This window comes from Streptomyces sp. NPDC002306, assembly GCF_053593435.1.
Genome location: NZ_JBSFCK010000012.1, coordinates 82,382 through 107,734, shown reverse-complemented (window position 1 = coordinate 107,734; position 25,353 = coordinate 82,382). Strand labels below are relative to the sequence as shown.

The following is a 25,353-nucleotide window of genomic DNA, read 5'->3' as shown; positions in this document are numbered from 1 at the left end:
GCCGTGAACTCCAGCTACGCCGTGCCCGCGGTCGCCCTCGTCGTCGTCGCCACCGTCCTGGTCGGCGCCTTCGGCCTGCGGATATCCCGCACCACCTCCGACTTCTACGTCGCCTCCCGCACCGTCGGCCCCCGCCTCAACGCGGCCGCCATCAGCGGCGAGTACCTCTCCGCCGCCTCCTTCCTCGGCATCGCGGGCCTGGTCCTGGTCCAGGGCCCGGACATGCTCTGGTACCCCGTCGGCTACACCGCCGGCTACCTGGTCCTCCTGCTCTTCGTCGCCGCCCCGCTGCGCCGCTCCGGCGCCTACACCCTGCCCGACTTCGCCGAGGCCCGGCTCGCCTCCCAGGCCGTCCGGCGACTCGCGGGCGCCTTCGTCGTGGGGGTCGGCTGGCTGTACCTGCTGCCTCAACTCCAGGGCGCGGGACTGACGTTGACGGTGCTGACCGGAGCGCCCGGAATGCTCGGCGGAGTCATCGTGGCGGTCGTCGTGGTCGCGACCGTCGCCGCCGGCGGCATGCGCAGCATCACCTTCGTCCAGGCCTTCCAGTACTGGCTGAAGCTCACCGCCCTCCTCGTGCCCGCCCTCTTCCTGGTCCTCGCCTGGCAGGGCGACGGAGCACCCGCGCACGCCTTCGAGGAACCCGCCGCCTTCCGCGCGCAGCGGTCGGTGCGGGTCGACGCCACCCTCGACCTGAAGCTGGACCGGCCGCTGACCGTGACCGTCACCGGCACGGTCGACGGCCGCCCGCACGAGGGCACCCCGCTCACCCTCCCGGCCGGCACCCACCGCGTCCAGGAGGGAACCCGGCTGACCTTCGCCGCGGGCGCCAGGGTCCCCGCGGCCGACCGCGGCGGCAACAGCGCCATGTCGACCTCACTGGCCGCGAGCCGGGACGAACGGCCGCTCTACGCCACCTACGGACTGATCCTCGCCACCTTTCTCGGCACCATGGGCCTGCCGCACGTCGTCGTCCGCTTCTACACCAGCCCGCACGGCGTCGCCGCCCGCCGCACCACCGTGGCGGTCCTCGCCCTGATCGGCGTCTTCTACCTGCTGCCCCCGGTCTACGGCGCGCTGGGCCGCCTCTACGCCCCCGAACTCACCCTCACCTCGGACGCGGACGCCGCCGTCCTGCTGCTGCCCGGACGGATGATCGGCGGCCTCGGCGGCGACCTGCTCGGGGCGCTGGTCGCCGGGGGAGCGTTCGCCGCGTTCCTGTCCACGGCGTCGGGCCTGACCATGGCCGTGGCCGGCGTCCTCACCCAGGACGTCCTCCCGGCCCGGGGCGTACGGCACTTCCGGCTCGGTACGGTGCTCGCCATGGCCGTACCCCTCGCGGCGAGCGTCCTGGTCGGCGGCCTGCCCGTGGCCGACGCGGTCGGGCTCGCCTTCGCCGTGTCCGCGTCGTCGTTCTGCCCGCTGCTCGTCCTCGGCATCTGGTGGCGGCGGCTGACCCCGCCCGGCGCGGCGGCCGGGATGCTGGTCGGCGGCGGTTCGGCGTTCGCGGCGGTCGCCGCGACCATGGCGGGCTTCCCGGGCACCGGCGCCCTGCACGCCCTGCTCGCCTGGCCGGCCCTGTGGTCCGTACCGCTGGGCTTCCTCACCATGGTGCTGGTGTCGCTCGCCACCCCGGGCCGGGTGCCGGCCGGGACGGCGGCGATCCTGGCGCGGTTCCATCTGCCGGAGGAGCTGCGCGCGGAGGAACTGCGGGCGGAGGCGAAGGCGTGAGCGGATTCCTGGCGGGCCTGTGCGTGGCCGTCCTGCCCCTGCTGGCGGCGGGCTTCTGGCTGGGGCGGCGCACCGCCCGACCGGAGAGCCAGGGCGGGCTCGGCACCCCCGTCGAGCACGCCACCTTCCAGACCCTGCACACCGCCGCCCTCGCCGCGCCGCCGCTGCGGGAGGGCCTCACCGAGGAGACGGCCCGCCGCTCGGCGCGCACCCTGCGCTCGCTGCTCGGCACGGACGCGCTGTGCCTCACCGACGACCAGGACGTCCTCGTCTGGGACGGGGCCGGCTCCCATCACCGCGCCGAGGTCAGCGAACGGCTCGCCGGTCCGCTGGAGACCGGCCGCGGTGAGGCGTTCCGGCTGGACTGCGAGGCGCCCGACTGCCCGGTGCGCTGGGCCGTCGTCGCCCCGCTCACCGTCGACGACCGGGTGCGCGGCGCGCTCGTCGCCTGCGCGCCGCGTGAGTCGGCGGTCCTGGCCCGGGCGGCCGGCGAGGTCGCCCGCTGGGTCTCCGTACAGCTGGAACTCGCCGACCTCGACCAGTCCCGGACCCGGCTGATCGAGGCCGAGATCAAGGCACTGCGCGCGCAGATCTCCCCGCACTTCATCTTCAACTCGCTCGCGGTGATCGCCTCGTTCGTGCGCACCGACCCCGAGCGCGCCCGCGAGCTGCTGCTGGAGTTCGCCGACTTCACCCGCTACTCGTTCCGCCGGCACGGCGACTTCACCACCCTCGCCGACGAACTCCACGCCATCGACCACTACCTGGCGCTGGTCCGGGCCCGCTTCGGCGACCGTCTCTCCGTCACCCTCCAGATAGCCCCCGAGGTGCTGCCGGTGGCCCTGCCCTTCCTCTGCCTCCAGCCCCTCGTCGAGAACGCCGTCAAGCACGGCCTGGAGGGCAAGGCCGACAAGTGCCGCATCCAGATCACCGCACAGGACGCGGGCGCCGAGGCCCTGGTGGTCATCGAGGACGACGGCGCGGGCATGGACCCCGCCCTGCTGCGCCGCATCCTCGCCGGCGAGGTCAGCCCGTCCGGCGGCATCGGGCTGTCGAACGTCGACGACCGGCTCCGGCAGGTGTACGGCGACGACCACGGCCTGGTCATCGAGACCGCCGTCGGGGCGGGCATGAAGATCACCGCCCGGCTGCCGAAATACCAGCCGGGCGTGCACTCGGCGGGGCGGCTCACCGAGGTGTGGCCGGTGTGACCGACCGGGCCGCGGAGCACGGCGGGCGGGCCGCCGGGCCGTGCGCCTCAGCTGCCGCGGGTGACGATCATGCCGAGGGTGATCAGACCCAGCACGACCCAGCCGAACCACAGCCAGCCGTTGCTGCCGAGCGCCACCGTGTAGGCCGTCACCACGACGAGTCCGCCGATGGTGAGCACCCCCATCGTTCTCGTGGAAGCATCCGTGGAACCGGGCATCGCGACACCCTCCTCAGGACACCCTGCTCAGGGTTCGTCCTCCTCCATGGTGCCCCGGACCGCCGCCGCACCGCGCCAGGAAGGAATGGATTTTCGATTTCCATTCCCGGCACGCTCGCCGTGCGGCCCGGAGCGGGCCTCGGCCGCCGCGGCGCCCCCGGGACCGCGCGACGGCGCCGTGCGGGGCCGGATCCGGGCCGCTCAGCGCCCGCGCGCGTCCAGTGAGGCCAGATACGCGTTGTAGGCCGCGAGTTCCTTGTCCCCGTCGCGGTCCGCGGCCCGGTCGGAGCGCTTGGCCTGCCGCTGCTCGGAGCCGTACCACTGGAACAGCAGCGCGATCAGCACCAGCACCGAGGGGATCTCGCTGAACGCCCAGGCGATGCCGCCCGCCGCGTTCTGGTCGGTGAGCGCGTCGATGCCGAGCGAGGCGGGCGGGTTCCGGAAGCTCTCGACCATCGGCGTCGACGCCATCATCAGCGCGATCCCGAAGAACGCGTGGAACGGCATGCCCGCGAACAGTTCCAGCATCCGCATCAGGTGGCCGGGCCGGTTCGGCCCCGGGTCCACGCCGATGATCGGCCAGAAGAACACCACGCCCACCGCGAGGAAGTGCACCATCATCGCCAGGTGCCCGGCCCTGGAGCCCATCAGGAAGTCGAACAGCGGCGAGAAGTACAGGGCGTACAGGCTCGCGATGAACAGCGGGATGGTGAACGCGGGGTGCGTGACGATCCGCATGTACCGGCTGTGCAGCAAGGCCAGCAGCAGCTCACGCGGGCCCTTGCGGCCCCGGCCCGCGACCGGCAGGGCGCGCAGCGCCAGGGTGGCCGGGGCGCCCAGCAGGATCAGGATCGGCGACAGCATGCTGATCACCATGTGCTGCACCATGTGCACGCTGAACATGACCATGCCGTAGTCGTTGAGCGCGGTGCACATCACCGCCATGACCGTCAGCACCCCGACGACGTACGAGACGGTCCGGCCGACCGGCCACGCGTCACCGCGCCGCCGCAGCCGGACGACCCCCCAGCCGTACAGGGCCAGGGCCAGCAGGCAGGCCACGAGGAAGAAGGGGTCCGCGGACCACTGAAGACCTCGTCCCAGCGTGAACGGCGGCAGATCCATGGTCATGCCGTGCCCGCTGTGATCCATCCGCCGGCTCCTGGTTCGTGGGGGTTGAGCGCTGTCTGTCCACAGCTGTCTGTCCGCACCCAGATTAGAACCGCCCCCGGCCGCCGCTGCGACCGGGGGCGGCCGGAGCCCGCGGGTGCCCTACAGCACGCACTCCGCCTCGGCGTAGCGCTCCTCGGGCACGGTCTTGAGCGTCTCCACCGCCTCCGCGAGCGGCACCGTCACGATGTCGGTGCCGCGCAGCGCGGTCATCCTGCCGAACTCGCCGCGGTGCACCGCCTCCACCGCGTGCCAGCCGAACCGGGTGGCCAGCACCCGGTCGTACGCGGTCGGCGTGCCACCGCGCTGGACGTGCCCGAGGATGACCGGCCGGGCCTCCTTGCCGAGGCGCCCCTCCAGCTCGACGGAGAGCTGGCGGGCGATGCCGGCGAAGCGCTCGTGGCCGTAGATGTCCTTGCCGCCCTCGTCGAAGTCCATGGAACCGGCCTTCGGCTTGGCACCCTCCGCGGCCACGACGATCGCGAACCGCTTGCCCGCCTCGAAGCGCTCCCCGACCCGACGCGCCAACTCCTCGATGTCGAAGGGGCGTTCCGGTACGACGATGGCGTGGGCGCCGGCCGCCATGCCGGAGTGCAGCGCGATCCAGCCGGTGTGGCGGCCCATGACCTCCACGATCAGCACGCGCTGGTGGGACTCGGCGGTGGTCTTCAGCCGGTCCAGGGCCTCGGTCGCGACGCCGACGGCCGTGTCGAAGCCGAAGGTGACGTCGGTGACCGCGATGTCGTTGTCGATGGTCTTCGGCACGCCGACGATGGGCAGGCCGTTGTCCGACAGCAGCCGGGCCGCCTTCAGGGTGCCCTCACCGCCGATCGGGATGATCGCGTCCAGACCGAGTTCCTCGACATGGCCCCTGGCCCGCTCCACGCCGTCGCGCAGATGCTCGGGCCGGACCCGGGAGGAGCCGAGGATGGTGCCGCCGCGGGCCAGGATGCCGCCCACCGCGTCGAGGTCGAGCTTGAGGTAGTCGCACTCCAGGAGGCCCTTCCAGCCGTCCCGGAAGCCGATGACCTCGTCGCCGTGGTCGACGACGGCGCGGTGCACGACGGACCGGATGACGGCGTTCAGGCCGGGGCAGTCGCCGCCGGACGTGAGGACACCAATGCGCATAGCCCGAACAACCTTCTCCACGTGGGCCGGGGACCGGACCACGCTGTCCGGCTCGAACCCCGCCACCCTAGCGTCAGGAGGGGGCGGGGCCGAACCGTGCGTCCGCCTGCTGGACGGCCCCGCTCACCTGTGCGGACAGGCCGTCAGACGGGCTCGCGCGCGGACGCTCACGGGGGCTGTCACGCAGGCTTCACGCGGGCTGCTGGGCCGACGCGATCCGCTCGTTGCGCAGCGCCTCGTACCAGCGGTCGTCGATCGGCGGCAGCGCGTTCACGTCCAGGGCCAGCTTCAGCAGCAGGTCCGCGATCAGCGGGTTGCGGGCGAGCACGGGCCCGTGCATGTACGTGCCGAAGACCGTGTCGTTGTACGCGCCCTCCGTGCCGTCCCCCGTGCCGTTGCCCCTGCCGAGCTTCACCTGGGCGAACGGGCGGGCGGTCGGGCCGAGCTGGGTGACGCCCTGGTGGTTCTCGAAACCGGTCAGCGGGGGCAGGCCCAGCCGCGGGTCGATGTCCCCGAGCACGTCACCGACGCACCGCTCGCCGGTGCCGCGCACCGTGGTCACGTCCAGCAGTCCCAGACCCGGCTCGCGCTGGCCGAGGTCGTTGACGAACTCCTGGCCGAGGATCTGGTAGCCGGCGCACACCGAGAACACGATCGCGCCGTTCTCCACGGCGCGGTACAGCTGCCCGTCCCGGCGCAGCCGCTCGGCCGCGAGCCGCTGCGGCCGGTCCTCGCCGCCGCCGATGAGGTAGATGTCGCCGGAGGTCGGGATCGGCTGGTCGCTGCGCACGTCGAGGCGGGCCACGTCGAGGCCGCGCTGCCGGGCCCGGCGCTCCAGGACGAGGACGTTGCCCTGGTCGCCGTAGGTGCTGAGGAGGTCCGGGTAGATCCAGACGATCCGCAGTTGGTTGTCGCTCATGAAATGACCGTCCTTGGTGGTCAGTTGCCGACGCGGCGGCGCAGGTCCTGGAACGCGGTGTAGTTCGCGATGACCTCGATCCGGCCCGGCGGGGCCGCCTGGACGGCCTGGTCGAGGTTCTCGCACACCTGGAAGTGCTGGTTGGCGACCTCCAGGCGCACCGCGAGGTCCAGCTTGCGGTCGCCGATCACGAAGATCGGGTGGCCGGTCAGCCGCGTGTAGTCGACGTCCCAGAGCCACGAGGTGTCGGTGCCGTCGGCGCCGCGCGCGTTCACCGACAGGATCACCGGGGTCGGCGGCGGGTCGATCAGGGAGAACGTCTCCAGCCAGCCGGCCGGGTTCTTGGCGAGCAGCAGGCGCAGGTCACGCTGCATGAACTGCACGACGTCGTAGCGGCCGGCGACGGCCTGCACCTGGTACATCCGCTCCAGCGCCACCTGCGGGGGCACCCCGAAGACGGCGGCGACCGCGGCGGAGGAGGCGGCGTTGGCCTTGTTGGCGCGGCCGGGCAGCTGGAGGTGGATCGGCCAGGCCGAGCCGTGCGGGTCGAGCACGTGGTCGCCGGAGAGCGCCCAGCTCGGTGTCGGTCTGCGGAAGCCGCACTCACGGCAGAACCAGTCGTCGCCCGGACGCTGCATCACGCCGCCGCAGGACGGGCAGGACCAGGCGTCGTCCTTCCACATCTGCCCGGCTGCGACCCAGATCACATTGGCGGACGAGGACGCGGCCCACACGATCAACGGGTCGTCGGCGTTGGCGATGATCACGGCCTTGGAACCGGCCAGGCCCTCGCGCCAGTTCTCGGCGAGCATCCGCGTCTCGGCCGCGCGGTCGAGCTGGTCGCGGGAGAGGTTGAGCAGCGCGATGCATTTGGGGTCGGTGTCCCGGGCCACGCCCGCGAGGTACTTCTCGTCGACCTCGATCACGGCGTACCGGGCCTCGGAACCGCCCGCGAGCGCCGAGGTGATGCCGGCCGGCATGTTGGCGCCGAGCGCGTTCGAGACGACCGGGCCCGCGGCGCGCAGCGCCTCGGCGATCAGCCGGGTGGTGGTGGTCTTGCCGTTGGTCGCCGAGACCAGGACGACGTCCAGGTGCTGGGCGAGCCGGGCGAGAAGGTCGGGGTCGAGTTTGAGTGCCACCCGGCCGCCGATCACCGAACCGCTGCCGCGCCCAGCGGCGCGCGAAGCCGCCGCGACCGCCTTGCCCGCGGTCACGGCGATCTTGGCCCGCGGCGTGAGCGGGTCCGAGTTGCCTGCCATCAGTTCTCGATCCTCCTTGCGTACGCGCCGCGCCTGAAGCCGTTCGGCAACGTGGTGTGGACCTCAGCCTATCGAGATCCATTCGCACTCCCGAACCATGCCACCGCCTCGGCACCCACGCGACATCCGCGTGGCTGTCAGGACCGTACCCTTGCCGCCATGCGACAAGGCTCGATCCCGGGCGCCCACGGGCGCGTCCGGCCCCTCACCCTGCTCGGCGACCCGGTGCTGCACGCGCCCTGCGCGGAGGTCACCGACTTCGGCCCCGAACTGGCGCGGCTCGTGGAGGACTTGTTCGCCACGATGTACGCGGCTCAGGGAGTGGGCCTCGCCGCGAACCAGGTCGGCGAGGCGCTGCGCGTGTTCGTTTTCGACTGCCCGGACGACGACGAAGTCCGGCATCTGGGACATGTGGTGAATCCGCGGCTGGTCGCCGCGGACGGACTGGAGCTGCGCGGGCCGGAGGGCTGTCTGTCCCTGCCGGGTCTGGAGGCCGGGACGGAGCGCTACGACCACGCCGTGGTCGAGGGGTTCACGGTGACCGGGGAGCCGGTGACGGTGCACGGGACGGGGTTCTTCGCCCGCTGCCTCCAGCACGAGTGCGACCATCTGGACGGCACGGTGTACGCGGACCGCGTCACGGGCTGGCGCAAGCACCGCCTGACGCGACAGGTGCGGCGGGCCTCCTGGCGCGGGTGACGGGTGACGGGTCCCGGCGCGGCGGGGCGTCGCGGGGGTCGGCCGTGGGCGTCGGCCGGGGGAGTGCGCGTCAGAAACCCGGACCGCCGACCTTGTCGCCCGCCGCGGCCAGCCGGCCCCACAGCAGGTCGGCGAGACTGCGCACCAGTTCCGCCCGGGTGCAGGGCCGCTCGCCCAGCCACCAGTCGCCCGCCGCGTGCATCATGCCGACGATGCCGTGCCCCCAGACCCGGGCCAGCTGCTGGCTGCCGGGGCCGAGATCGACCCGCTCCTCGATGACCTGGGCGAGCTCCTCGCCCATCCGGCGCAGCAGCGGCGCGCTGTGCTTGCCGACGTCGAAGCCCGGCTCGCCCGCCTGAGCGCCGTCCCCCGGATGCATCAGGAAGCGGTAGACCTGGGGGCGTGCCTCGATCGCCGCGAGGTAGGTGTCCAAGGTGGACTCGACCCGCTCGCGCCGCTCGGCGGGCGCGTCCAGCGCGGCCCGCAGGGAGGCGAGCAGGGCGTCCGTGTGCCGCTTGGCGAGGGCGGCGTAGAGTCCGCCCTTGTCGCCGAAGTGCCGGTACAGGATCGGTTTGGTGATGCCGGCCTCCGCGGCGATGGCGTTCATCGAGGCCTGCGGGCCGTCGCGGAGCACCACCCGGTCCGCGGCCTCCAGCAGCTCGCGCCGTCGGCGGTCGGCGGTCCGCTGTTGATCGGTCCGCTGTGTGGTGTCCATGATCTCTCCCCACCCGTGCTGGTTCGGTGACGCCTGCGCAAACTAACACTCAATACCCGCCTGACATCGAACGGGTTGCCGACCGGGCATCAGGAGTTGACATTGCCTACCCGTCGGTAACAGACTCGGGTTACCGTAAGTAACATGCACGTGCACGCCGCTGGAGGGGACATGGCCGAGTTCACCATGGAGCTCAACGACGAACAGAAGGAGGTCCGGGACTGGCTGCACGGCTTCGCCGCCGATGTGATCCGCCCCGCGGCCGCCGAATGGGACGAGCGTGAGGAGACCCCCTGGCCGGTCATCCAGGAGGCCGCCAAGGTCGGCATCTACTCCCTCGACTTCTACGCCCAGCAGTACTTCGACCCCACCGGCCTCGGCATCCCGATGGCCATGGAGGAGCTGTTCTGGGGCGACGCGGGCATCGCCCTGTCGATCGTGGGCACGGGCCTCGCCGCCGTGGGCGTCCTCGCCAACGGCACCGAGGAGCAGATCGGCACCTGGATCCCGCAGATGTACGGCGACGCGAACGACGTCAAGGTCGCCGCGTTCTGCTCCTCCGAGCCCGACGCCGGCTCCGACGTGGCCTCCCTGCGCACGCGTGCCGTCTACGACGAGGCCAAGGACGAGTGGGTGATCAACGGCACGAAGACCTGGGCGACCAACGGCGGTATCGCCAACGTCCACGTGGTCGTCGCCGCGGTCGATCCGGAGCTGGGCTCCAAGGGCCACGCGTCCTTCATCGTCCCGCCGGGCACGCCGGGTCTGTCCCAGGGCCAGAAGTTCAAGAAGCACGGCATCCGCGCCTCGCACACCGCCGAGGTGGTCCTGGAGGACGTGCGCGTCCCCGGCTCGTGCCTGCTCGGCGGCAAGGAGAAGCTGGACGAGCGTCTCGCCCGGGCCCGCGAGCGTGCCAGGACGGGCGGCGAGCGGGTCAAGAACGCCGCGATGGCCACGTTCGAGGCGTCCCGCCCGGCCGTGGGCGCGATGGCGGTGGGCACCGCCCGCGCCGCCTACGAGGTCGCCCTCGACTACGCGAAGACCCGTGAGCAGTTCGGCCGGCCGGTCATCGACAACCAGGGTGTGGCCTTCCAGCTCGCCGACATGCGGACGTCCATCGACGCGGCGCGGCTGCTGGTGTGGCGGGCCTCCTGGATGGCGGTCAACGGCAAGCCGTTCACGGCCGCCGAGGGCTCCATGTCGAAGCTGTTCGCCAGCGAGACGGCGAAGAAGGTCACCGGACAGGCGATCCAGATCCTGGGCGGCAACGGCTACACCCGCGAGTACCCGGTGGAGCGGATGCACCGGGACGCGGCCATTTACACCATCTTCGAGGGCACGAGCGAGATCCAGCGGCTGGTGATCGCCCGGACGCTGTCCGGGATGCCGATCCGGTAGCGCGCCTCAGGTCCCGGGCCCCGGAGGACCTGTCCCAGGTCTCGCACCTCGGGTCACAGGCCCGGGGTCGCGGGCTCGAGGGCACAGGCCCGAGGTCACAGGCCCCGGGATCCCGGGCTTCGGGATCCCTGGCCTGAGGCCTCGGACGGCCGGCCGGGGGACGGCCGGCCGTGCGGTTCCCCGCGCCCCCGGGGAACCGCACTCACCTGTGCTTGAGCGGGGTGAGCTGCTCGATGTCGTACCGCTTGCGCAGCTCCGCGATCGCCTCGAGGTCCGGCGGGCCTCCGTTGCCCAGGATCTCCAGGAGCTCGTCGAAGTAGTGCTCGTGGTCCGGCGGCGGAGACGCCTGGAAGAACATCTTCGCGGCCGTCTCCGTCGGATTCGCGAACGCGTGCGGGCACCCGGGCGGTACGACGATGACCGTGCCCGGCGTCGCCCGCACCACCCGGCCGCCCGAACTCGACTCCCACTTCTGCCAGTTGTCGGGAGTCCGGATGCGGGGCTCGAAGGCGAGCACGTCCAGCTCGCCTTCGAGGACGTAGAACAGCTCCTCGCTGCGCGTGTGCACATGGGCGCCGACGTCGAAACCCGGTGGCACGACCACCTCGAAGGTGGAGGCCGCGCGCGAGTGCGTGCCGGTCACCTTGAACGTCACATGCTGGGCGGGGGTCTGGACCACCCGGCCGTGGCCGGGTGGTACCAGCAGGCCCTCGGTCGCCGTCATCAGGGGCTCACCATGTGACGGGCAGGGCCTCGGGCCCGCGGATCAGGGCGCCCTTGCGGAAGGGCACCTTCTGCGCCGGCACGGCCAGCTTCAGCCCCGGCAGCCGATCCAGCAGGACGTCGACGAGCAGCTCCGACTCCAGGCGCGCCAGCATCCCGCCGGGGCAGTAGTGCGGGCCGAAGCCGAACGCGACGTGCTGGTTCGGACTGCGGGAGAAGTCGATCGTCTCCGGGTACGCGAACACCTCCGGGTCGCGGTTGGCGGCCAGATAGGACACGTACACCGCGTCACCGGCGCGGATGCGCACGCCCCGGATCGCCACGTCCTGCGTCGCGATGCGGGACAGGCCGACCGCGTTGCGGTGCGGGATGTACCGCAGGAGTTCGTCGATGGCCCGCGGGCGCAGCGCCGGTTCGGCACGCAGTTGCTCGGCCAGGTTCGGCCGGGTCAGCAGGATGTAGAACATCTGCCCGCTGTTGTTGGTGACCGCCTCGCCGCCGATCTGGAGCAGGACCGCCAGTCCCACGGCCTCGTCGAGCGCCACCTCGCCGCTGCCCACGGCAGCGCCGAGCAGCGAGGTCACGTCCTCGCCCGTGCTGCCCTCCCGCAGACCGATGAGATCGGCGAAGTAGGAGCCCATCTCGTCCTTGGCCCGCTCGCTGACCTTCGCGCCCTGCGAGGAGGACAGGATCAGCTGCGTCCAGCTGTGCACGCGGTGCCGGTCGGCCGTGGGTACGCCCATCAGCTCGCTGATCACCGCGATGGGGAAGGGGCTGAGCACCGTCTCGGTGAGATCCGCGGGCGGACCGTCCTGGACGAGCTCGTCGACCAGTTCGTCGAGCACGCGGCGGGACTTCTCCCGGACCCTCTCGACGCCCTTCGCCGTGAAGGCGGCGGCCACCGAGCGGCGCAGCCGGGTGTGGTCCGGCGGGTCCAGGAAGCCGACCGCGCCACGGGTCGGGATGAAGTGCGGGGCGAGCCTGGTGACCGGATGCTCCATCACCGCCTCGCGGCTGAACCGGGGGTCGTTGGCCACCGCGCGTACATCGTCGTACCGGGTGACCAGCCACGCCCAGCCCTCGCCGTTGGGGAGCTGGATGCGGGTGATGGGGCTCTCCGTCATCAGCTCGGTCAGGACCGGGTCGAAGTCGACGCCGCTCAGTTCGAGCGCCGGCCAGTGCCTGATCGGTGGCAGGGTCTCTGTGATCGTCTCTTCTGTCATGACGTCGCTTCGCCGCCGCGGGTCCAGCGGCCGAGGGACATCTCGGCGGTGATGCCGGGGCCGAACCCGGCGAGCAGCCCGCGTGCCTGGTTCTCGGCGCCGCCCTCGTCGAACATCCGGCGCAGCGCGTCCAGGACGACGGCGCTGGCGATGTTGCCGTACTCGGTGAGGGTGGCCCGGCTGAACCGGAAGGCGTGCGGGTCGACCTTGAGGAACTTGCTGAGGTCGTCCAGGATGCGCGGACCGCCGGCGTGGACGATGTAGAAGTCCAGGTCGGAGGCGTTCCAGCCGTGCACGCTCGCGAGGTCCTGCAACGCGGGGGCGAGCGGCTCCATGGTGGCCGGCACCCGCTTGTCCAGCAGGAAGTGGAAGCCGGTCGCCCGGACGTCGTACGCGATCCAGTCCTCGGTCTTGGGGATCAGGTACGAACCGTTGCGCTCCAGCTCGACGCCGGTGCCGCCCTTGCCGCGGACCACCGCGGCGGCGATGCCGTCGCCGAACAGACCGTTGGACAGCAGCGAGCCGATGCCCAGGTCGGTGGGCTGGTAGCAGAGCGAGCAGAACTCGCAGGCCACGATCAGCGCGTTGGCGTTCGGGTACGCCGTGCAGAAGTCGTGGGCCCGGTTGATCGCGGCGCCGCCCGCGGCGCAGCCCAGCTGCGCGATCGGGAGCTGCCGGGTGGTGCTGTCGAACGCCATCTCGTTGATCAGCCACGCGGTGAGCGAGGGCATCATGAAGCCGGTGCACGAGACGTAGATGATCACGTCGATGTCGGAGGTGAGCAGCTCCGCCTCGTCGAGGGCCTGTTGGATGACCGCGGGGACCCGGGCCTTCGCCTCGGCCTGGTACAGCTTGTTGCGGTCCTCGAATCCCGGGTGCTTCAGGGTCTCCTCGATCGGCTGCACGATGCGCCGGGTGCGCACACCCGTGTTCTCGATCAGTCGGAGGGCCAGGGGCAGCTGAGGATGGTCCTCGTGGTGGGAGCGCGCCAGTTCGAGCGTCTCCTCCATCGTGATCACGTACTCCGGAACCGATACCGAGGGTTTGCACAAAGTCGCCATGACCGTGCCTGCTTTCGCCGTCCGGAGGGCCACTGCCGGCCCAGCCGGTCAGAAGGTGGTTCACCCCAGGGGGTGGTCCACCCACGATCACCCGACAGGGCGACGATCTCGCGTCGGACTACTCCAAATCGGGGACACCCGGCGAGAGAAGGATGAGCTGTGCCGTACCCGAACAAAGCGGGCAGGCGTGGCCTGTTCGGCCGGAAAACCGCTGGAGGCGAGGGGTTCGCGGCTCGCCCGGGCCCCCCGGGCGCGCCGGCTCGTGGCGTGGATCGCTCCGGGCGAGCCGGGCCGGGGCACGCGCGCTGTGCTCACCCGAAGCGACGGTGGGCGAGCGCCGCGGACCGCCGTGCCTTCGTACATCTGGCGCAACGTCACTCGGCCGAGCGGGAGCCGGCGGGGCGCCGGCCGGGGGCTGCCGGGCCGCCTTCGGGGACGACGCAGCGTGACCGGAACCGCGCGGGCCGCCGGCGCCATGGCCGCGCCGGCCGCCGCGACCGGACCGGCGCGGGGCCGCCGGAACCGTGGCGACCGCAGGCCGTCGGAGCCGCCGACACCGGGCCAGGCCGCCGCGACCGTGCCGACCGTCGGCGGCCCGTCGGTCAGCCGCTCTGCCCGCTGCTGTGGGCGATGCAGGCCACGTCGATCCGGTCGGCCAGCTTGGCGAGTTCGATGGTCAGTGCCGCGACGGTGTCCTCGTCCAGGCCCTCCTGGCCGGACTCCACCAGATGCAGCCACCGGCCGCCCACGGTGCGCAGCAGCTTGCTGACATCGGCGGCCGAGACCTGCAACGTGCCGCGGTCGTCGACGATCAGAGGCAGGGTCACTTCGCGGTTCACAAAGGGGATCGTAGCCGCGGAAGGCTCACGCTCCGTGCCATACGGTGGTGATGTTGCAGAACTCGCGGATTCCGTGGCCGGAGAGCTCACGCCCGTACCCGGACCGCTTCACCCCGCCGAACGGGAACGCCGGATGGGAGGCCGTCATCCCGTTCACGAACACGCCGCCCGCCTGCAGATCCTGGGCGAACCGGTCGGCCTCGGCCTCGTCCCGCGTCCATACGTTCGAACTCAGTCCGAACGGCGAGTCGTTGGCGATCAGCAGCGCTTCCTCCAGGTCACCCGCGCGGTACAGGGTGGCGACCGGTCCGAAGGCCTCCTCGCGGTGGACGCGCATCTCGCGGCCGATGTCGGCCAGGACGGTCGGCGGGTAGTACCAGCCCGGTCCGTCGGGCCGCCGGCCGCCGCACAGCACGGTGGCCCCGCTGCGCCGGGCGTCGTCGACCAGTTCCTCCAGGTCGGCGCGCCCCTGCTCGGTGGCGAGCGGCCCGACCTCGGTGTCCTCGTCCAGCGGGTCACCGACCTTCAGGGCCCGCATGCCCTCGGTGAAGCGCCGGGCGAAGTCGTCGTAGACGTCCGTGTGCACGATGAACCGTTTGGCGGCGATGCACGACTGCCCGTTGTTCTGCACCCGCGCGGTCACCGCGACCCGCGCGGCCCGTTCGAGGTCGGCGGACGGCATCACGACGAACGGGTCGCTGCCGCCCAGCTCCAGCACCGTCTTCTTGATCATTTCCCCGGCGGTGGCCGCGACCGCCCGCCCGGCCGGCTCGCTGCCGGTGAGGGTGGCCGCCTTGACGCGCTCGTCGCGCAGGATCTCGTCGACGGCGCCCGAGCCGATCAGCAGGGTCTGGAAACAGCCCTCGGTGAAGCCCGCGCGGTGGAAGAGGTCCTCCAGGTAGAGGGCGGTCTGCGGCACGTTCGAGGCGTGCTTGAGCAGGCCCACGTTGCCCGCCATCAGGGCCGGCGCCGCGAAGCGGATCACCTGCCACAGCGGGAAGTTCCACGGCATCACCGCGAGCACCGGGCCCAGCGGCCGGTAGCGGACCAGGACCCGCGAGGCGCCGGAGTCCGCCACGTCGTCGGCGGCCGGCAGCTCGTCGGCGAGCAGCCCCTCGGCGTGCCGGGCGTACCAGCGCATCGCCGTGGCGCACTTGGCGGCCTCGGCGCGGGCCTGCTTGACCGGCTTGCCCATCTCCAGGGTCATCACCCGGCCGATGTCCCGCTGGTCCTCGTCCAGGAGGTCCGCGGCGCGGTTCAGCAGCCGGGCGCGCTCGGGGAACGGCATCGTCCGGTACGTGCGGAACGTGGCCTCGGCGAGCTGGAGCCGGCGTTCGAGCTCCTCCTCGCCCATCGCCTCGTACGTCTTGAGCGTCTCGCCGTCCGCCGGATTCACCGTTGCGATGGGCATGACTGACCTCCCTGTGAGCGGGCTGTGCCTCGACCTTCCCGCGCGCCGCGGCCGACCGCAACGCGTACGGGTCCGTCAGGTCGAGTGCTCCGCCAGGCGGTCGAGAAACGCGGCCTGCGCCCGGACGATCAGGTCCCCGGCCCGGTCGAGCCCGAACCACGCCACCCGGTCCAGCTCGGGGAACTCCTGGAGCCGCCCCGACCTCGGCGGCCACTCCATCCGGAAGGTGCCCGGTTCGACCGTCGCGGGATCGAGGTCGGCCTCGATCGCCCACACCGTGACGACCTTGCCGCCCGCCTGCCGGACCTCGCCGAGCGGGACGGCCTCGCCGTCGGGCGGCGGCAGTCCGAGCTCCTCCCGGAACTCGCGCCGGGCGGCCTCCCAGGCGGGCTCGTCGGGCTCGTACTCGCCCTTGGGGACGGTCCAGGCCCCCGCCTCTTTCCTGGCGAAGAACGGGCCGCCCATATGGCCCAGCAACACCTCCGGGCCGTGGTCGGTGCGCCGGAACAGCAGCAGGCCCGCGCTGCGTCTGCCCGCGGCTCTCACGGGACGACCTCCGGGTGGGCGGCGAGCAGCGTCTCCACCGTGTCGGCGTCCCGCGGGCGCTTGTCCTCCCGGTAGCGGACCACGCGGGCGAAGCGCAGGGTGACACCGGCCGGGTAGCGGGTGGACTTCTGGAGGCCGTCGTAGGCGATCTCGACGACGAGTTCGGGGCGTACGGTCACCACCCACCCGTCGTCCTCGACGGCCAGCTCCGTCAGCCGTTCGGTCTGCCAGGTGAGCATCGCGTCGGTCATGCCCTTGAAGGTCTTGCCGAGCATGACGAAGCCGCCGTCCGCCGTACGGGCGCCCAGGTGCAGGTTGGACAGCTTGCCGGTGCGGCGGCCGTGGCCCCGCTCGACGGCCAGCACCACCAGGTCGAGGGTGTGCACGGGTTTGACCTTCAGCCAGGACGCGCCGCGCCGGCCCGCGCTGTACGGGGCGTCCAGCGCCTTGACCACGACGCCCTCGTGGCCGCGCCGCAGGGTCTCGGCGAGGAAGTCCTCCGCCTCCTGGACGTCCTGCGGCCGTCCGGACGCCAGTGTCCGCCGCACCCGCATCGGCTCGGGTACCAGCCGGGCCAGTTCCGCGTGACGTTCGGCGAACGGCAGGTCGAGCAGGTCCCGGCCGTCGACGGACAGCGCGTCGAAGAAGACGGGGGAGACGGGCACCGCCTCGGCGGCGGTGACCACGTCCACCCGCGAGCCGACCCGCCCGGCGGTCTCCTGGAAGGACCTCGGCCGTCCGTCCGCGTCGAACGCGATCACCTCGCCGTCCAGGATGAACCGCTCGCCCGCCAGCTCCAGGGCGGCCGCCGTCACCTCGGGCAGCCGGTCAGTGATGTCGTCGAGCGTGCGGGTGTGGACCCGGACCGCGTCGCCGTCCCGGTGCACCTGGACACGGATGCCGTCCAGCTTCTCCTCCACCGCGCAGGCGCCCAGCTTGCCGACCGCCTCGGCCACCGAGGTGGCGCTGTGCGCGAGCATCGGCAGGACCGGGCGCCCGACGGTGAGCCGGAACCGTTCCAGGGCCGCTGGGCCGTCGGCGAGCAGCGCCCGCGCCACCGACTGGAGCGAACCGGCCAGCATCACCGCCCGCCGCACGTCCGCCGACGGTGCCCCGGTCGCCTCGGCCAGGCCCTCGACCGCGACCGCGTCCAGAGCGCCCTGCCGTACCTCGCCGGAGAGCAGACCGCGCAGGAACCGCTGTTCCTCCTCGGTGGCCGCGCCCATCAACTCGCCGACCAGCCGGGACCGTTCGGCCTGGGAGCCGGGGCCGGACAGCGCGCCGAGCGCCGTGAGCCGGGTGTCCACCTCGCGCACGGTCAGGGCCGGTTCGGCGGCCGGCGGGACCGGTACGCCCAGCACCTTCCAGCCGATCCCGAGCCGGCCCTGCGGCAGCCGCCCGGCCAGGTACGGGATGGCGACCGGTACGTCGTCCGCGTCGGCGTCCCGGAAGAGTCCGGCGAGCAGCGTGATCTTCCGGGACCGCGCCGAGGTGGCGGCGACCTCGCGGGACACCTGGGCGAGCCGGGTGAGCAGCATGCAGCCATGGTGCACCGCGGGCGCCGGGACTACACCCGGGCGGCCGCGTCGAGGTCGGCGAGGAGCAGCTCGCCGTTGATCGCCGCCCCGGCCCGGTAGCCGCGGCTCGCCGCGTTCACGACCTGCTCCGCGAACCCGGAGACGTTGCCCGCGGCCCACAGACCCGGGACGGTCGTCAGGCCCCGCTCGTCGATCACCGGATACGAGCCGAAGGGGGTCTCGGTCAGCTCGGCGCCCAGCCGCTCCAGCAGCCCGTTCCCCGGGACGGGGCGCGGTGCCACGAACAGCACCTCACGGTCGTACGCCGTCCCGTCCGCGAGCGCGACCCCGGTGAGCCGGTCGTCGGTGACGACCAGTTCCGCCACCTCGCCCTGCACCACCGCGACCCCGGCCGCCGCCAGCCTGCGCCGGTCCTCGCCGGTCAGGTCGTGGGCGGCGACCGTGTGCAGGAAGAGGGTCACGTCCTTGGACCACTGGGACACCATCAGCGCCTGGTGCACGCTCATCGGGGTGGTGGCGAGCACCCCGAACGCCCGGTCGCGCACCTCCCAGCCGTGGCAGTACGGGCAGTGCAGCACATCGCGTCCGTAGCGCTCGGCGACGCCCGCGACCGGCGGGAGCTCGTCCTTGAGACCGGTGGCGACGGCCAGCTGCCGGGCGTGGACCGTGCGTCCGCCCGCGAGCGTCACGTCGAACTCGCCCGCCGCGTCCCGGGTGGCGTCCACCGCCCGGTCCCGGACGAGCGCGACGCCGTAGCGGGCGATCTCCTCGCGTCCGACGGCCAGGAACTCCGCGGGCGCCATGCCGTCCCGGGACAGATAGCCGTGCAGGTGCGCGGCCGGCGCGTTGCGCGGCTCGCCCGCGTCGACGACCAGGGTGCGGCGCCGGGCCCGGCCCAGCACGAGCGCGGCGGACAGTCCGGCCGCGCCGCCCCCGACGACGACCACCTCGTACTTCTCGGTCATGGTGACCACCTCCGTGGAGACAGTGGCCCGTACCGCACGGGATTGACAAACGGCTTTGCCGATTCTGCAATGTGGAGATGAGTACCGACGACGTTCTCGCGGATGTGGGACCCCGGCTGCGGCGGATCAGGAAGGAACGCGAGGTCACCCTCGCCGCGCTGTCCGAGTCCACCGGCATCTCGGTCAGCACCCTCTCCCGGCTGGAGTCCGGGCTGCGCAAGCCCAGCCTCGAACTGCTGCTGCCGATCGCGCAGGCCCACCAGGTGCCGCTGGACGAGCTGGTCGGGGCGCCGCCGGTGGTGGATCCCCGGGTGCGCGCCAAGCCCCTCGTGCGGCACGGGCGCACCTTCTGGCCGCTGACCCGGCAGCCGGGCGGGCTCCAGGCCTTCAAGGTGCTGGTGCCGCAGGCCGACGAGGAGCCCGAGCCGCGCACCCACGAGGGCTACGAGTGGCTGTTCGTGCTGTCCGGACGGCTGCGGTGCGTGCTCGGCGAGCACGACGTGGTGCTGGCGGCGGGGGAGGCGGCCGAGTTCGACACCCGCACGCCGCACTGGTTCGGGTCGACGGGGGAGGGGCCGGTGGAGTTCCTCAGCCTCTTCGGCCCGCAGGGCGAGCGGATGCATGTGCGGGCGCGCCCGACGCGGGCCTGACGCGCCCGGCTGTTCCCTGATCGGCAAGCGACCGCTTAGTATGCGATCGACCCCGGTCAGACGACGCAGTCCCGTGGAGGCTCCGCATGCAGGCATGGCAGGTGCACGAGATCGGCGAGCCGAGTGAGGCGATGCGGCTGGAGGAGGTCGAGACGCCCACGCCGGGCGACGGCCAGATCCTGCTGAAGGTGCGGGCCGCCAACATCAACTTCCCGGACGCGCTGATGTGCCGCGGCCAGTACCAGGTCCGGCCGCCGCTGCCCTTCACGCCGGGCGTGGAGATCTGCGGCGAGACCGAGGACGGGCGCCGGGTGATCGCCAACCCGGCGCTGCCGTACGGCGGTTTCGCCGAGTACGCGGTCGCCGACGCGGCAGCCGTCCTGACCGCCCCCGAGGCGCTGGACGACGCCGAGGCCGCCGCGCTGCACATCGGCTACCAGACGGGCTGGTTCGGTCTGCACCGGCGGGCCCGGCTGGAGGCCGGCGAGACGCTGCTCGTGCACGCCGCCGCGGGCGGGGTCGGCAGCGCGGCCGTACAGCTCGGGAAGGCCGCGGGCGCCACGGTCATCGGTGTCGTCGGCGGGGCCGACAAGGCCGCCGTCGCCCGCGAGCTGGGCTGTGACGTGGTCGTCGACCGGCACGCCGAGGACGTCGTCGGCGCCGTCAAGGAGGCCACCGGCGGCCGGGGCGCCGACGTGATCTACGACCCGGTGGGCGGCGCGGCGTACACCCAGTCCACCAAGGTCGTCGCCTTCGAGGGCCGGATCGTCGTCGTCGGCTTCGCGAGCGGCACGATCCCCAGCCCCGCGCTGAACCACGCCCTGGTGAAGAACTACGCGATCCTCGGCCTGCACTGGGGCCTGTACAACACCAAGAACCCGAAGCTGGTGCAGCACTGCCACGAGCAGCTCACCGAGCTGGCCGCCCGGGGCGCGATCAGGCCGCTGATCAGCGAGCGGGTGCCGCTGAGCGGGGCCGCGGCCGCCGTCCAGCGGGTCGCCGACGGGGTCACGACCGGCCGGGTCGCCGTGCTGCCCGCGCTGGAGAACGGAGCAGACGCATGACCGACGCAGCCGAACTGCGCCGCCGGACCCAGGAGTTGCTGGCCGCACAGCCCCCGGCCACGACCGGCCGCCAGGACTTCCTGAAGGCCCGCTTCGACGCGGGCCTCGCGTGGGTGCACTACCCGGTGGGTCTCGGCGGCCTCGACGCGCCGCGCTCCCTCCAGGCCGTCGTGGACGCCGAGTTGGAGGCCGCGGGCGCCCCCGACAACGACCCGCGGCGCATCGGCATCGGCCTCGGGATGGCCGCGCCGACGATCCTGCGCTACGGGACCGACGAGCAGAAGCGGCGCTTCCTGCGGCCGCTGTGGGTGGGCGAGGAGGTCTGGTGCCAGCTCTTCAGCGAGCCCGGCGCCGGGTCCGACCTGGCCGCGCTCGGCACCCGGGCCGTCCGCGAGAGCGGCGGAGGCTGGCTGGTCAACGGGCAGAAGGTGTGGACGTCCAGCGCCCACCTCGCCCGCTGGGCCATCCTGATCGCCCGCACCGACCCGGACGTGCCCAAGCACCAGGGCATCACCTACTTCCTGTGCGACATGACCGACCCCGGCGTCGAGGTCCGGCCGCTGCGGCAGATCACCGGCGAGGCCGAGTTCAACGAGGTCTTCCTGACCGACGTCCGCATCCCCGACGACCGCCGCCTCGGCGAGGTCGGCGACGGCTGGCGGGTCGCGCAGACCACGCTGAACAACGAGCGCGTCGCCATCGGCGGGATGCGGCTGCCCCGCGAGGGCGGCATGATCGGCCCGATCGCGAAGACCTGGCGCGAGCGCCCCGAACTGCGCACCCACGACCTGCACCAGCGGCTGCTGAAGCTGTGGGTCGAGGCCGAGGTCGCCCGGCTCACCGGCGAACGCCTGCGCCAGCAGCTCACCGTCGGCCAGCCCGGCCCCGAGGGCGCGGGCATGAAGCTCGCCTTCGCCCGCCTCAACCAGGAGATCAGCGGCCTGGAGGTGGAACTCCGCGGCGCGGAGGGGCTGTTGTACGACGACTGGACCATGCGCCGCCCGGAACTGGTGGACTTCACCGGCCGCGACGCCGGTTACCGCTACCTGCGCTCCAAGGGCAACAGCATCGAGGGCGGGACCAGCGAGGTCCTGCTGAACATCGTCGCCGAGCGCGTCCTGGGCCTGCCGGCCGAGCCGCGCACCGACAAGGACGTCGCCTGGAAGGACCTGGCCCGATGACCGACCTGCTGTACTCGGAGGAGGAAGAGGCGCTGCGGTCGGCGGTACGGGACCTGCTGACCGACCGCTGCGCCCCGGCCGCGGTGATCGCCCGCACCGAGTCGGACGCCCCGCACGACACCGCGCTGTGGAAGGCGCTCACCGACGGCATGGGCCTGGCCGGTCTGCTGGTTCCACAGGAACTGGACGGCCAGGGCGCCACGCACCGCGAGGCCGCCGTCGTCCTGGAGGAACTCGGCCGGGCGGTCGCGCCCGTGCCGTATCTGACCAGCGCCGTCGTCGCCACAGAGGCGCTGCTGGAGTGCGGTGCCGACGACCTGCTCACGCGGCTGGCGTCCGCCACGTCGATCGGCGCGCTGGCCGTCGGACTGCACACCGCCCCGGGCGCCGCGTTCGCGACCGTACGAGTCGAGAACGGCACCCTGCACGGCGAGTTGACCGGCATCGCCGACGCCGCCGCGGCCGACCTGCTGCTCGTGCCCGCGGACGACGGCGGGCTGTACGCCGTCGACCGTGCCGTCGTGGCCCTCACCCCGCAGGTCGCGCTCGACCTGACCCGCCCGCTCGCCACCGTCACCCTCGCCGGTGCCCCCGGCCGACGGCTCGGTGACGCCGAACCGGCCGTCCGCCGCGCCCTGCGCGCCGGGGCCGGACTGCTCGCCTCCGAACAACTCGGCCTCGCCGACTGGACGTTGACCGAGACCGTGCGCTACCTGAAGGAGCGCAAACAGTTCAACCGGCCCGTCGGCGGGTTCCAGGCGCTCAAGCACCGGCTCGCCCAGCTGTGGCTGGAGATCGTGAACCTCCGCGCCGCCGCTCGGAGCGCGGCGGACGCGCTGGCCACCGGCGAGGACGTCGACATCCGCGTTGCCGTGGCCCAGGCCCATGCGGCGGGCGTCGCCGTGCACGCCGCCGAGGAGGCCCTCCAACTGCACGCCGGTATCGGCATGACCTGGGAGCACCCGGTCCACCTGTACCTCAAGCGGGCCAAGGCCGACTCGATCGCGTACGGCACGGCGGGCGCCCATCGGTCCGCCCTGGCCGAACTCGTCGACCTGCGCGCCCCCTGACCGGCACCCGGTGCAGCCCGCCCCGCCCGGGGCGGGCTGTTCCAGGTGTCCGACGGGAGGGAGTGAACGGGCGACGGCGGTCCGGCCAACTCCTGACATGTACAGGCCCTTCGGGGTGTGCGTGGCCGCATACTCCCTGTGGTTCGCACCCGCCCCACAGGGAGGAACGACATGGCCCTCATCACCCGCCGCGGAGCCCTCACCGCCTTCGGCGCCACCTTCGCCGCGGTGCTCGCCCCGCCGGCCGGCAGCGCGTTCGCCGACGGTCGACGGCACCGTCCGCACCCGCTGTGGCGCGCCCACGCGCACAACGACTACGAGCACCCCCGCCCCCTCCTCGACGCCCTCGACCACCGCTTCGGCAGCGTGGAGGCCGACATCTTCCTCGTCGACGGCGAACTCCTCGTCGCCCACTCGGCGGACGAACTCGACCCCGCCCGCACCCTGGAGTCCCTCTACCTGGCCCCGCTCGCCGCCCGCGTCAAGGCCAACCACGGCTCCGTCCACCGGGGTTACCGGCAGCCGTTGCAACTCCTCATCGACATCAAGACCGAGGGCTCCGCCACCTACCTCGCCCTCGACGAGCAACTCCGGCGCCACCGCCGCCTCTTCACCACCTACGCCCACGGCCGGATCCACCCCGGCCCGGTCACCGCCGTGATCTCCGGCGACCGCGCGGCCCGTACGCCGATGCAGGCGCAGACCGTCCGCCGGGCCTTCTACGACGGACGCCTCACCGACCTCGGCACCAGCGAGGCGTCCTTCGCCTCACTGATCTCCGACAACTGGACGCTCAACTTCAGCTGGCTCGGCGTCGGCGCCTTCCCCGACGCCGAGCGGGCGAAACTGCGCGCCATCGTCGACGCGGCCCACGCGCGCCGGCAGCAGGTGCGCTTCTGGGCCACCCCCGACCTCGCCGGTGCCGACCGCGACGCCCTGTGGTCCGAACTGCTCGCCGCCGGCGTCGACTACCTCAACACCGACGACCTCGCCGGCCTGGAGGTTTTCCTCGACTCCCACCGTCCGGCGTAAGACCACTCGTTCGGAGGACAGGTCAGTCGCCCGGACGGGCCCTCCGCTGCGCCACACTTGCGGCCGAACGCCGCGAAGTGGACGCGGCGGAGGAGGTTGATCATGGCCGTTTCCATCTCTGCGGTGCTGCTGCTCCTGATCCTGGCGGTGATCTTTCTGCGCAACGGCGGGCTCAAGCTCTCCCACGCGTTGGTCTGCGCGTTGCTGGGCTTCCTGATCGCGGGTTCGAGCATCGCCCCGACCATCAGCAGCGGAATCACGGCGACCGCGGACATCGTGGGCAGTCTGCGGCCGTGATCCCGGGCGGGGTCACCCGAGGGCGAAGACGCCGATGCCGTTCGCCACGGGGCGTTCCGTACCGTCCGAGGGGTGATTGCGAACGGAGACCTTCCGCGCGCCGGGCGCCCGGGCCACCAGGGTCGACGAGCCGCCGCCGTCCAGGCTGAAGCCGTCGACCGCGCCCAGTCTGCGCAGGGTGTCCGCGACTTCGGCGATCGTCAGCCCACCGCGGTAGGCGGCCGCGCCGTCCAGCGCCAGCAGGATCACGCGCCGCCCGCCGGCCGAGATGCCCGCGGCGGTGCGCACGGCCGAGGTCCGGTTGTCGAGGCCGGCCCGCGGCACTCCTCCGCGCAGCACCGGATAGCCACCGAGGGCGAAGCGGTACGGGATCCGGCTCGCGGAGGCCACCAGCCGGTGGCGTACGGTCACCGCCTCGCCCCTGACGAAACCGCGCAGTCGCCGCGCGCCCGCTTCCCGCCCGACGAGGACGGTGGTCCCGGAGGCGATGGGACCGCGGCCGGGAGTGCCGGCGAGCGAGACGACCCTGCCGTTCCTGACGGCCACCTCGTAGGTGTCCGTGCTGCACGGCGCCGCCCGGTCGGTGTCCGTCCCGCAGGTGGCCCGCACCCGCGACACACTGCCCCAGTCGGAGGTGTACGCGCCGATGGAACCCACCGGCAGCGCGTACTGGTTGAGCCCGCCGAGCGGAAGCGCCCCGGTGCGCGTGCGCACCGAACCGTCGAGGGTCAGCCGGTCCAGCCGGGCCCGCCAGTCGGAGCCGACGCCGATCACCTCCCGGGTGTTCGTCCCCGGCGGCAGCGCGGGGCCGAACCGCTGTTTGACCGGTACCGCCCCCTTGAGCACCCGGCCGGACGCGATCGCCGGACCCACGCTCGCGCCGGTCGCCTGGACCCCCGGGTGCTGGGTCTCGGTGATGTTGAAGAAGTCCCCGTTGACGCCCGCGACGGCACCCCGGGCGTTCGCCAGTCCCGAGACCGTGCCCCGCGCGGCCACCTTCCCCGGGTACAGCAGGCCCAGGCGTACGCGCCTGCGCAGGTCGATGCTCAGCACATGGGCGCGCGTCACCCCCCTGGCCCCGCGCACGTCGAACTGCCGGTACACCACGCCCGGCGCGACCGTGACGTCCTGCGCGGCGTCGGCCGGTGCCGCGCCCACCACGGCCGCGCCGGTCAGCGCGCTGAACGCCGTGAACAGCGTCAGCGCGGATCTGCTCGCCGCGAACCACGCCTGATGCCCTGCCACCTGACCTCCTGATGTCCCGTCAACTGTCGTCGTGCGCAGGGGAAGTCCACCAGAGCCGCA

General features: G+C 72.7%; 25 protein-coding genes. 10 read left to right on the top strand and 15 right to left on the bottom strand.

What is annotated here, in order from left to right; genetic code table 11:
• The first annotated feature begins 3 nt into the window (after window positions 1-3).
• Both ACWCQK_RS23825 and ACWCQK_RS23820 read left to right on the top strand, forming a co-directional pair.
• Complete coding sequence (locus ACWCQK_RS23825; RefSeq protein ID WP_451157994.1) at window positions 4-1,731, top strand: sodium/solute symporter; 1,728 nt, start codon at window positions 4-6, stop codon at window positions 1,729-1,731.
• On the top strand, window positions 1,728-2,942 hold the full coding sequence (locus tag ACWCQK_RS23820) for a sensor histidine kinase (RefSeq protein WP_451157992.1): 1,215 nt from the start codon (window positions 1,728-1,730) through the stop codon (window positions 2,940-2,942). Before ACWCQK_RS23825 ends, ACWCQK_RS23820 begins: the two co-directional genes overlap by 4 nt.
• A 47-nt stretch (window positions 2,943-2,989) precedes the next feature.
• Here the strand turns inward: ACWCQK_RS23820 and ACWCQK_RS23815 are convergent, their stop codons facing one another.
• The 5 genes from ACWCQK_RS23815 to ACWCQK_RS23795 all read right to left on the bottom strand — a co-directional run bounded on the left by ACWCQK_RS23815 (window position 2,990) and on the right by ACWCQK_RS23795 (window position 7,636).
• Window positions 2,990-3,160: a hypothetical protein gene (locus tag ACWCQK_RS23815; protein WP_451157990.1), complete on the bottom strand. Its 171-nt coding sequence runs from the start codon at window positions 3,158-3,160 to the stop codon at window positions 2,990-2,992.
• Between the two features lie 201 nt (window positions 3,161-3,361).
• Window positions 3,362-4,312: a cytochrome c oxidase assembly protein gene (locus ACWCQK_RS23810; RefSeq protein ID WP_451157988.1), complete on the bottom strand. Its 951-nt coding sequence runs from the start codon at window positions 4,310-4,312 to the stop codon at window positions 3,362-3,364.
• A gap of 120 nt (window positions 4,313-4,432) precedes the next feature.
• Window positions 4,433-5,458, bottom strand: a complete 1,026-nt coding sequence (locus ACWCQK_RS23805) for a 6-phosphofructokinase (RefSeq protein WP_451157986.1) — start codon at window positions 5,456-5,458, stop codon at window positions 4,433-4,435.
• A 190-nt stretch (window positions 5,459-5,648) separates the two neighbouring features.
• Window positions 5,649-6,377, bottom strand: a complete 729-nt coding sequence (locus ACWCQK_RS23800; RefSeq protein WP_451157984.1) for a type 1 glutamine amidotransferase — start codon at window positions 6,375-6,377, stop codon at window positions 5,649-5,651.
• 20 nt (window positions 6,378-6,397) lie between these two features.
• A complete protein-coding gene (locus ACWCQK_RS23795; protein WP_451157982.1) occupies window positions 6,398-7,636 on the bottom strand; it encodes a MurT ligase domain-containing protein in 1,239 nt (412 codons plus the stop codon).
• A gap of 159 nt (window positions 7,637-7,795) precedes the next feature.
• Here ACWCQK_RS23795 and def point away from each other — a divergent pair, with 159 nt between their 5' ends.
• Window positions 7,796-8,335 (top strand): peptide deformylase, encoded by a 540-nt coding sequence (gene def, locus ACWCQK_RS23790; RefSeq protein ID WP_451157980.1) that lies wholly within the window; start codon window positions 7,796-7,798, stop codon window positions 8,333-8,335.
• Window positions 8,336-8,405: 70 nt separating this feature from the next.
• On the opposite strand, the gene ACWCQK_RS23785 is transcribed toward def, so the two are convergent.
• Entirely contained in the window at window positions 8,406-9,050 is a 645-nt protein-coding gene (locus ACWCQK_RS23785; protein ID WP_451157978.1) for a TetR family transcriptional regulator, read from the bottom strand.
• Window positions 9,051-9,221: 171 nt separating this feature from the next.
• Between ACWCQK_RS23785 and ACWCQK_RS23780 the strand changes: the two genes are divergently transcribed.
• Window positions 9,222-10,448 (top strand): acyl-CoA dehydrogenase family protein, encoded by a 1,227-nt coding sequence (locus ACWCQK_RS23780; protein WP_451158223.1) that lies wholly within the window; start codon window positions 9,222-9,224, stop codon window positions 10,446-10,448.
• Window positions 10,449-10,650: 202 nt separating this feature from the next.
• Here the strand turns inward: ACWCQK_RS23780 and ACWCQK_RS23775 are convergent, their stop codons facing one another.
• The 8 genes from ACWCQK_RS23775 to ACWCQK_RS23740 form a co-directional block, all read right to left on the bottom strand.
• Window positions 10,651-11,172, bottom strand: coding sequence for a cupin domain-containing protein (locus ACWCQK_RS23775; RefSeq protein WP_451157976.1), 522 nt, complete (start codon window positions 11,170-11,172; stop codon window positions 10,651-10,653).
• A 7-nt stretch (window positions 11,173-11,179) separates the two neighbouring features.
• Window positions 11,180-12,394 carry a cytochrome P450 gene (locus tag ACWCQK_RS23770; RefSeq protein WP_451157974.1) on the bottom strand — a complete coding sequence of 405 codons (1,215 nt, stop codon included), beginning with the start codon at window positions 12,392-12,394 and terminating at the stop codon, window positions 11,180-11,182.
• Complete coding sequence (locus tag ACWCQK_RS23765) at window positions 12,391-13,455, bottom strand: type III polyketide synthase (protein ID WP_451157972.1); 1,065 nt, start codon at window positions 13,453-13,455, stop codon at window positions 12,391-12,393. Before ACWCQK_RS23765 ends, ACWCQK_RS23770 begins: the two co-directional genes overlap by 4 nt.
• A gap of 602 nt (window positions 13,456-14,057) precedes the next feature.
• Window positions 14,058-14,294 carry a DUF6213 family protein gene (locus ACWCQK_RS23760; RefSeq protein ID WP_451157970.1) on the bottom strand — a complete coding sequence of 79 codons (237 nt, stop codon included), beginning with the start codon at window positions 14,292-14,294 and terminating at the stop codon, window positions 14,058-14,060.
• A 25-nt stretch (window positions 14,295-14,319) separates the two neighbouring features.
• Window positions 14,320-15,705, bottom strand: a complete 1,386-nt coding sequence (locus ACWCQK_RS23755) for an NADP-dependent succinic semialdehyde dehydrogenase (RefSeq protein WP_451157968.1) — start codon at window positions 15,703-15,705, stop codon at window positions 14,320-14,322.
• A gap of 75 nt (window positions 15,706-15,780) precedes the next feature.
• Window positions 15,781-16,251 (bottom strand): NUDIX domain-containing protein, encoded by a 471-nt coding sequence (locus ACWCQK_RS23750; RefSeq protein ID WP_451157966.1) that lies wholly within the window; start codon window positions 16,249-16,251, stop codon window positions 15,781-15,783.
• Window positions 16,248-17,789 (bottom strand): ATP-dependent DNA ligase, encoded by a 1,542-nt coding sequence (locus ACWCQK_RS23745; protein ID WP_451157964.1) that lies wholly within the window; start codon window positions 17,787-17,789, stop codon window positions 16,248-16,250. Before ACWCQK_RS23745 ends, ACWCQK_RS23750 begins: the two co-directional genes overlap by 4 nt.
• Before the next feature lie 29 nt (window positions 17,790-17,818).
• Window positions 17,819-18,754, bottom strand: coding sequence for an NAD(P)/FAD-dependent oxidoreductase (locus ACWCQK_RS23740; protein WP_451157962.1), 936 nt, complete (start codon window positions 18,752-18,754; stop codon window positions 17,819-17,821).
• Between the two features lie 77 nt (window positions 18,755-18,831).
• On the opposite strand from ACWCQK_RS23740, the gene ACWCQK_RS23735 reads away from it, so the two are divergent.
• The 6 genes from ACWCQK_RS23735 to ACWCQK_RS23710 all read left to right on the top strand — a co-directional run bounded on the left by ACWCQK_RS23735 (window position 18,832) and on the right by ACWCQK_RS23710 (window position 24,048).
• Entirely contained in the window at window positions 18,832-19,404 is a 573-nt protein-coding gene (locus ACWCQK_RS23735) for a helix-turn-helix domain-containing protein (protein ID WP_451157960.1), read from the top strand.
• Between the two features lie 86 nt (window positions 19,405-19,490).
• Complete coding sequence (locus ACWCQK_RS23730) at window positions 19,491-20,468, top strand: NADPH:quinone oxidoreductase family protein (protein ID WP_451157958.1); 978 nt, start codon at window positions 19,491-19,493, stop codon at window positions 20,466-20,468.
• Complete coding sequence (locus ACWCQK_RS23725) at window positions 20,465-21,649, top strand: acyl-CoA dehydrogenase family protein (protein WP_451157956.1); 1,185 nt, start codon at window positions 20,465-20,467, stop codon at window positions 21,647-21,649. The genes ACWCQK_RS23730 and ACWCQK_RS23725 overlap by 4 nt, the downstream gene beginning before the upstream one ends.
• The gene (locus ACWCQK_RS23720; protein ID WP_451157954.1) at window positions 21,646-22,719 is read left to right on the top strand and encodes an acyl-CoA dehydrogenase family protein; all 1,074 of its coding nucleotides are present in this window, start codon (window positions 21,646-21,648) and stop codon (window positions 22,717-22,719) included. The genes ACWCQK_RS23725 and ACWCQK_RS23720 overlap by 4 nt, the downstream gene beginning before the upstream one ends.
• Before the next feature lie 171 nt (window positions 22,720-22,890).
• Window positions 22,891-23,751 (top strand): phosphatidylinositol-specific phospholipase C/glycerophosphodiester phosphodiesterase family protein, encoded by an 861-nt coding sequence (locus tag ACWCQK_RS23715; protein ID WP_451157952.1) that lies wholly within the window; start codon window positions 22,891-22,893, stop codon window positions 23,749-23,751.
• Between the two features lie 102 nt (window positions 23,752-23,853).
• Window positions 23,854-24,048, top strand: a complete 195-nt coding sequence (locus ACWCQK_RS23710) for a hypothetical protein (protein ID WP_451157950.1) — start codon at window positions 23,854-23,856, stop codon at window positions 24,046-24,048.
• A 12-nt stretch (window positions 24,049-24,060) separates the two neighbouring features.
• Here ACWCQK_RS23710 and ACWCQK_RS23705 read toward each other — a convergent pair whose 3' ends face one another.
• Window positions 24,061-25,293 (bottom strand): phosphodiester glycosidase family protein, encoded by a 1,233-nt coding sequence (locus tag ACWCQK_RS23705; RefSeq protein ID WP_451157947.1) that lies wholly within the window; start codon window positions 25,291-25,293, stop codon window positions 24,061-24,063.
• Window positions 25,294-25,353 lie beyond the last annotated feature (60 nt).

Bases quoted from the DNA above. Each gene is read 5' to 3' on its own strand.
- ACWCQK_RS23800 (WP_451157984.1), bottom strand. From the start codon at position 6,377: ATGAGCGACAACCAACTGCGGATCGTCTGGATCTACCCGGACCTCCTC.
- ACWCQK_RS23735 (WP_451157960.1), top strand. From the start codon at position 18,832: ATGAGTACCGACGACGTTCTCGCGGATGTGGGACCCCGGCTGCGGCGG.
- ACWCQK_RS23785 (WP_451157978.1), bottom strand. From the start codon at position 9,050: ATGGACACCACACAGCGGACCGATCAACAGCGGACCGCCGACCGCCGA.
- ACWCQK_RS23715 (WP_451157952.1), top strand. From the start codon at position 22,891: ATGGCCCTCATCACCCGCCGCGGAGCCCTCACCGCCTTCGGCGCCACC.
- ACWCQK_RS23795 (WP_451157982.1), bottom strand. From the start codon at position 7,636: ATGGCAGGCAACTCGGACCCGCTCACGCCGCGGGCCAAGATCGCCGTG.
- ACWCQK_RS23710 (WP_451157950.1), top strand. From the start codon at position 23,854: ATGGCCGTTTCCATCTCTGCGGTGCTGCTGCTCCTGATCCTGGCGGTG.
- ACWCQK_RS23810 (WP_451157988.1), bottom strand. From the start codon at position 4,312: ATGGATCACAGCGGGCACGGCATGACCATGGATCTGCCGCCGTTCACG.
- ACWCQK_RS23775 (WP_451157976.1), bottom strand. From the start codon at position 11,172: ATGACGGCGACCGAGGGCCTGCTGGTACCACCCGGCCACGGCCGGGTG.
- ACWCQK_RS23805 (WP_451157986.1), bottom strand. From the start codon at position 5,458: ATGCGCATTGGTGTCCTCACGTCCGGCGGCGACTGCCCCGGCCTGAAC.
- def (WP_451157980.1), top strand. From the start codon at position 7,796: ATGCGACAAGGCTCGATCCCGGGCGCCCACGGGCGCGTCCGGCCCCTC.
- ACWCQK_RS23755 (WP_451157968.1), bottom strand. From the start codon at position 15,705: ATGCCCATCGCAACGGTGAATCCGGCGGACGGCGAGACGCTCAAGACG.
- ACWCQK_RS23730 (WP_451157958.1), top strand. From the start codon at position 19,491: ATGCAGGCATGGCAGGTGCACGAGATCGGCGAGCCGAGTGAGGCGATG.
- ACWCQK_RS23740 (WP_451157962.1), bottom strand. From the start codon at position 18,754: ATGACCGAGAAGTACGAGGTGGTCGTCGTCGGGGGCGGCGCGGCCGGA.
- ACWCQK_RS23770 (WP_451157974.1), bottom strand. From the start codon at position 12,394: ATGACAGAAGAGACGATCACAGAGACCCTGCCACCGATCAGGCACTGG.
- ACWCQK_RS23780 (WP_451158223.1), top strand. From the start codon at position 9,222: ATGGCCGAGTTCACCATGGAGCTCAACGACGAACAGAAGGAGGTCCGG.
- ACWCQK_RS23720 (WP_451157954.1), top strand. From the start codon at position 21,646: ATGACCGACCTGCTGTACTCGGAGGAGGAAGAGGCGCTGCGGTCGGCG.
- ACWCQK_RS23725 (WP_451157956.1), top strand. From the start codon at position 20,465: ATGACCGACGCAGCCGAACTGCGCCGCCGGACCCAGGAGTTGCTGGCC.
- ACWCQK_RS23745 (WP_451157964.1), bottom strand. From the start codon at position 17,789: ATGCTGCTCACCCGGCTCGCCCAGGTGTCCCGCGAGGTCGCCGCCACC.
- ACWCQK_RS23815 (WP_451157990.1), bottom strand. From the start codon at position 3,160: ATGCCCGGTTCCACGGATGCTTCCACGAGAACGATGGGGGTGCTCACC.
- ACWCQK_RS23765 (WP_451157972.1), bottom strand. From the start codon at position 13,455: ATGGCGACTTTGTGCAAACCCTCGGTATCGGTTCCGGAGTACGTGATC.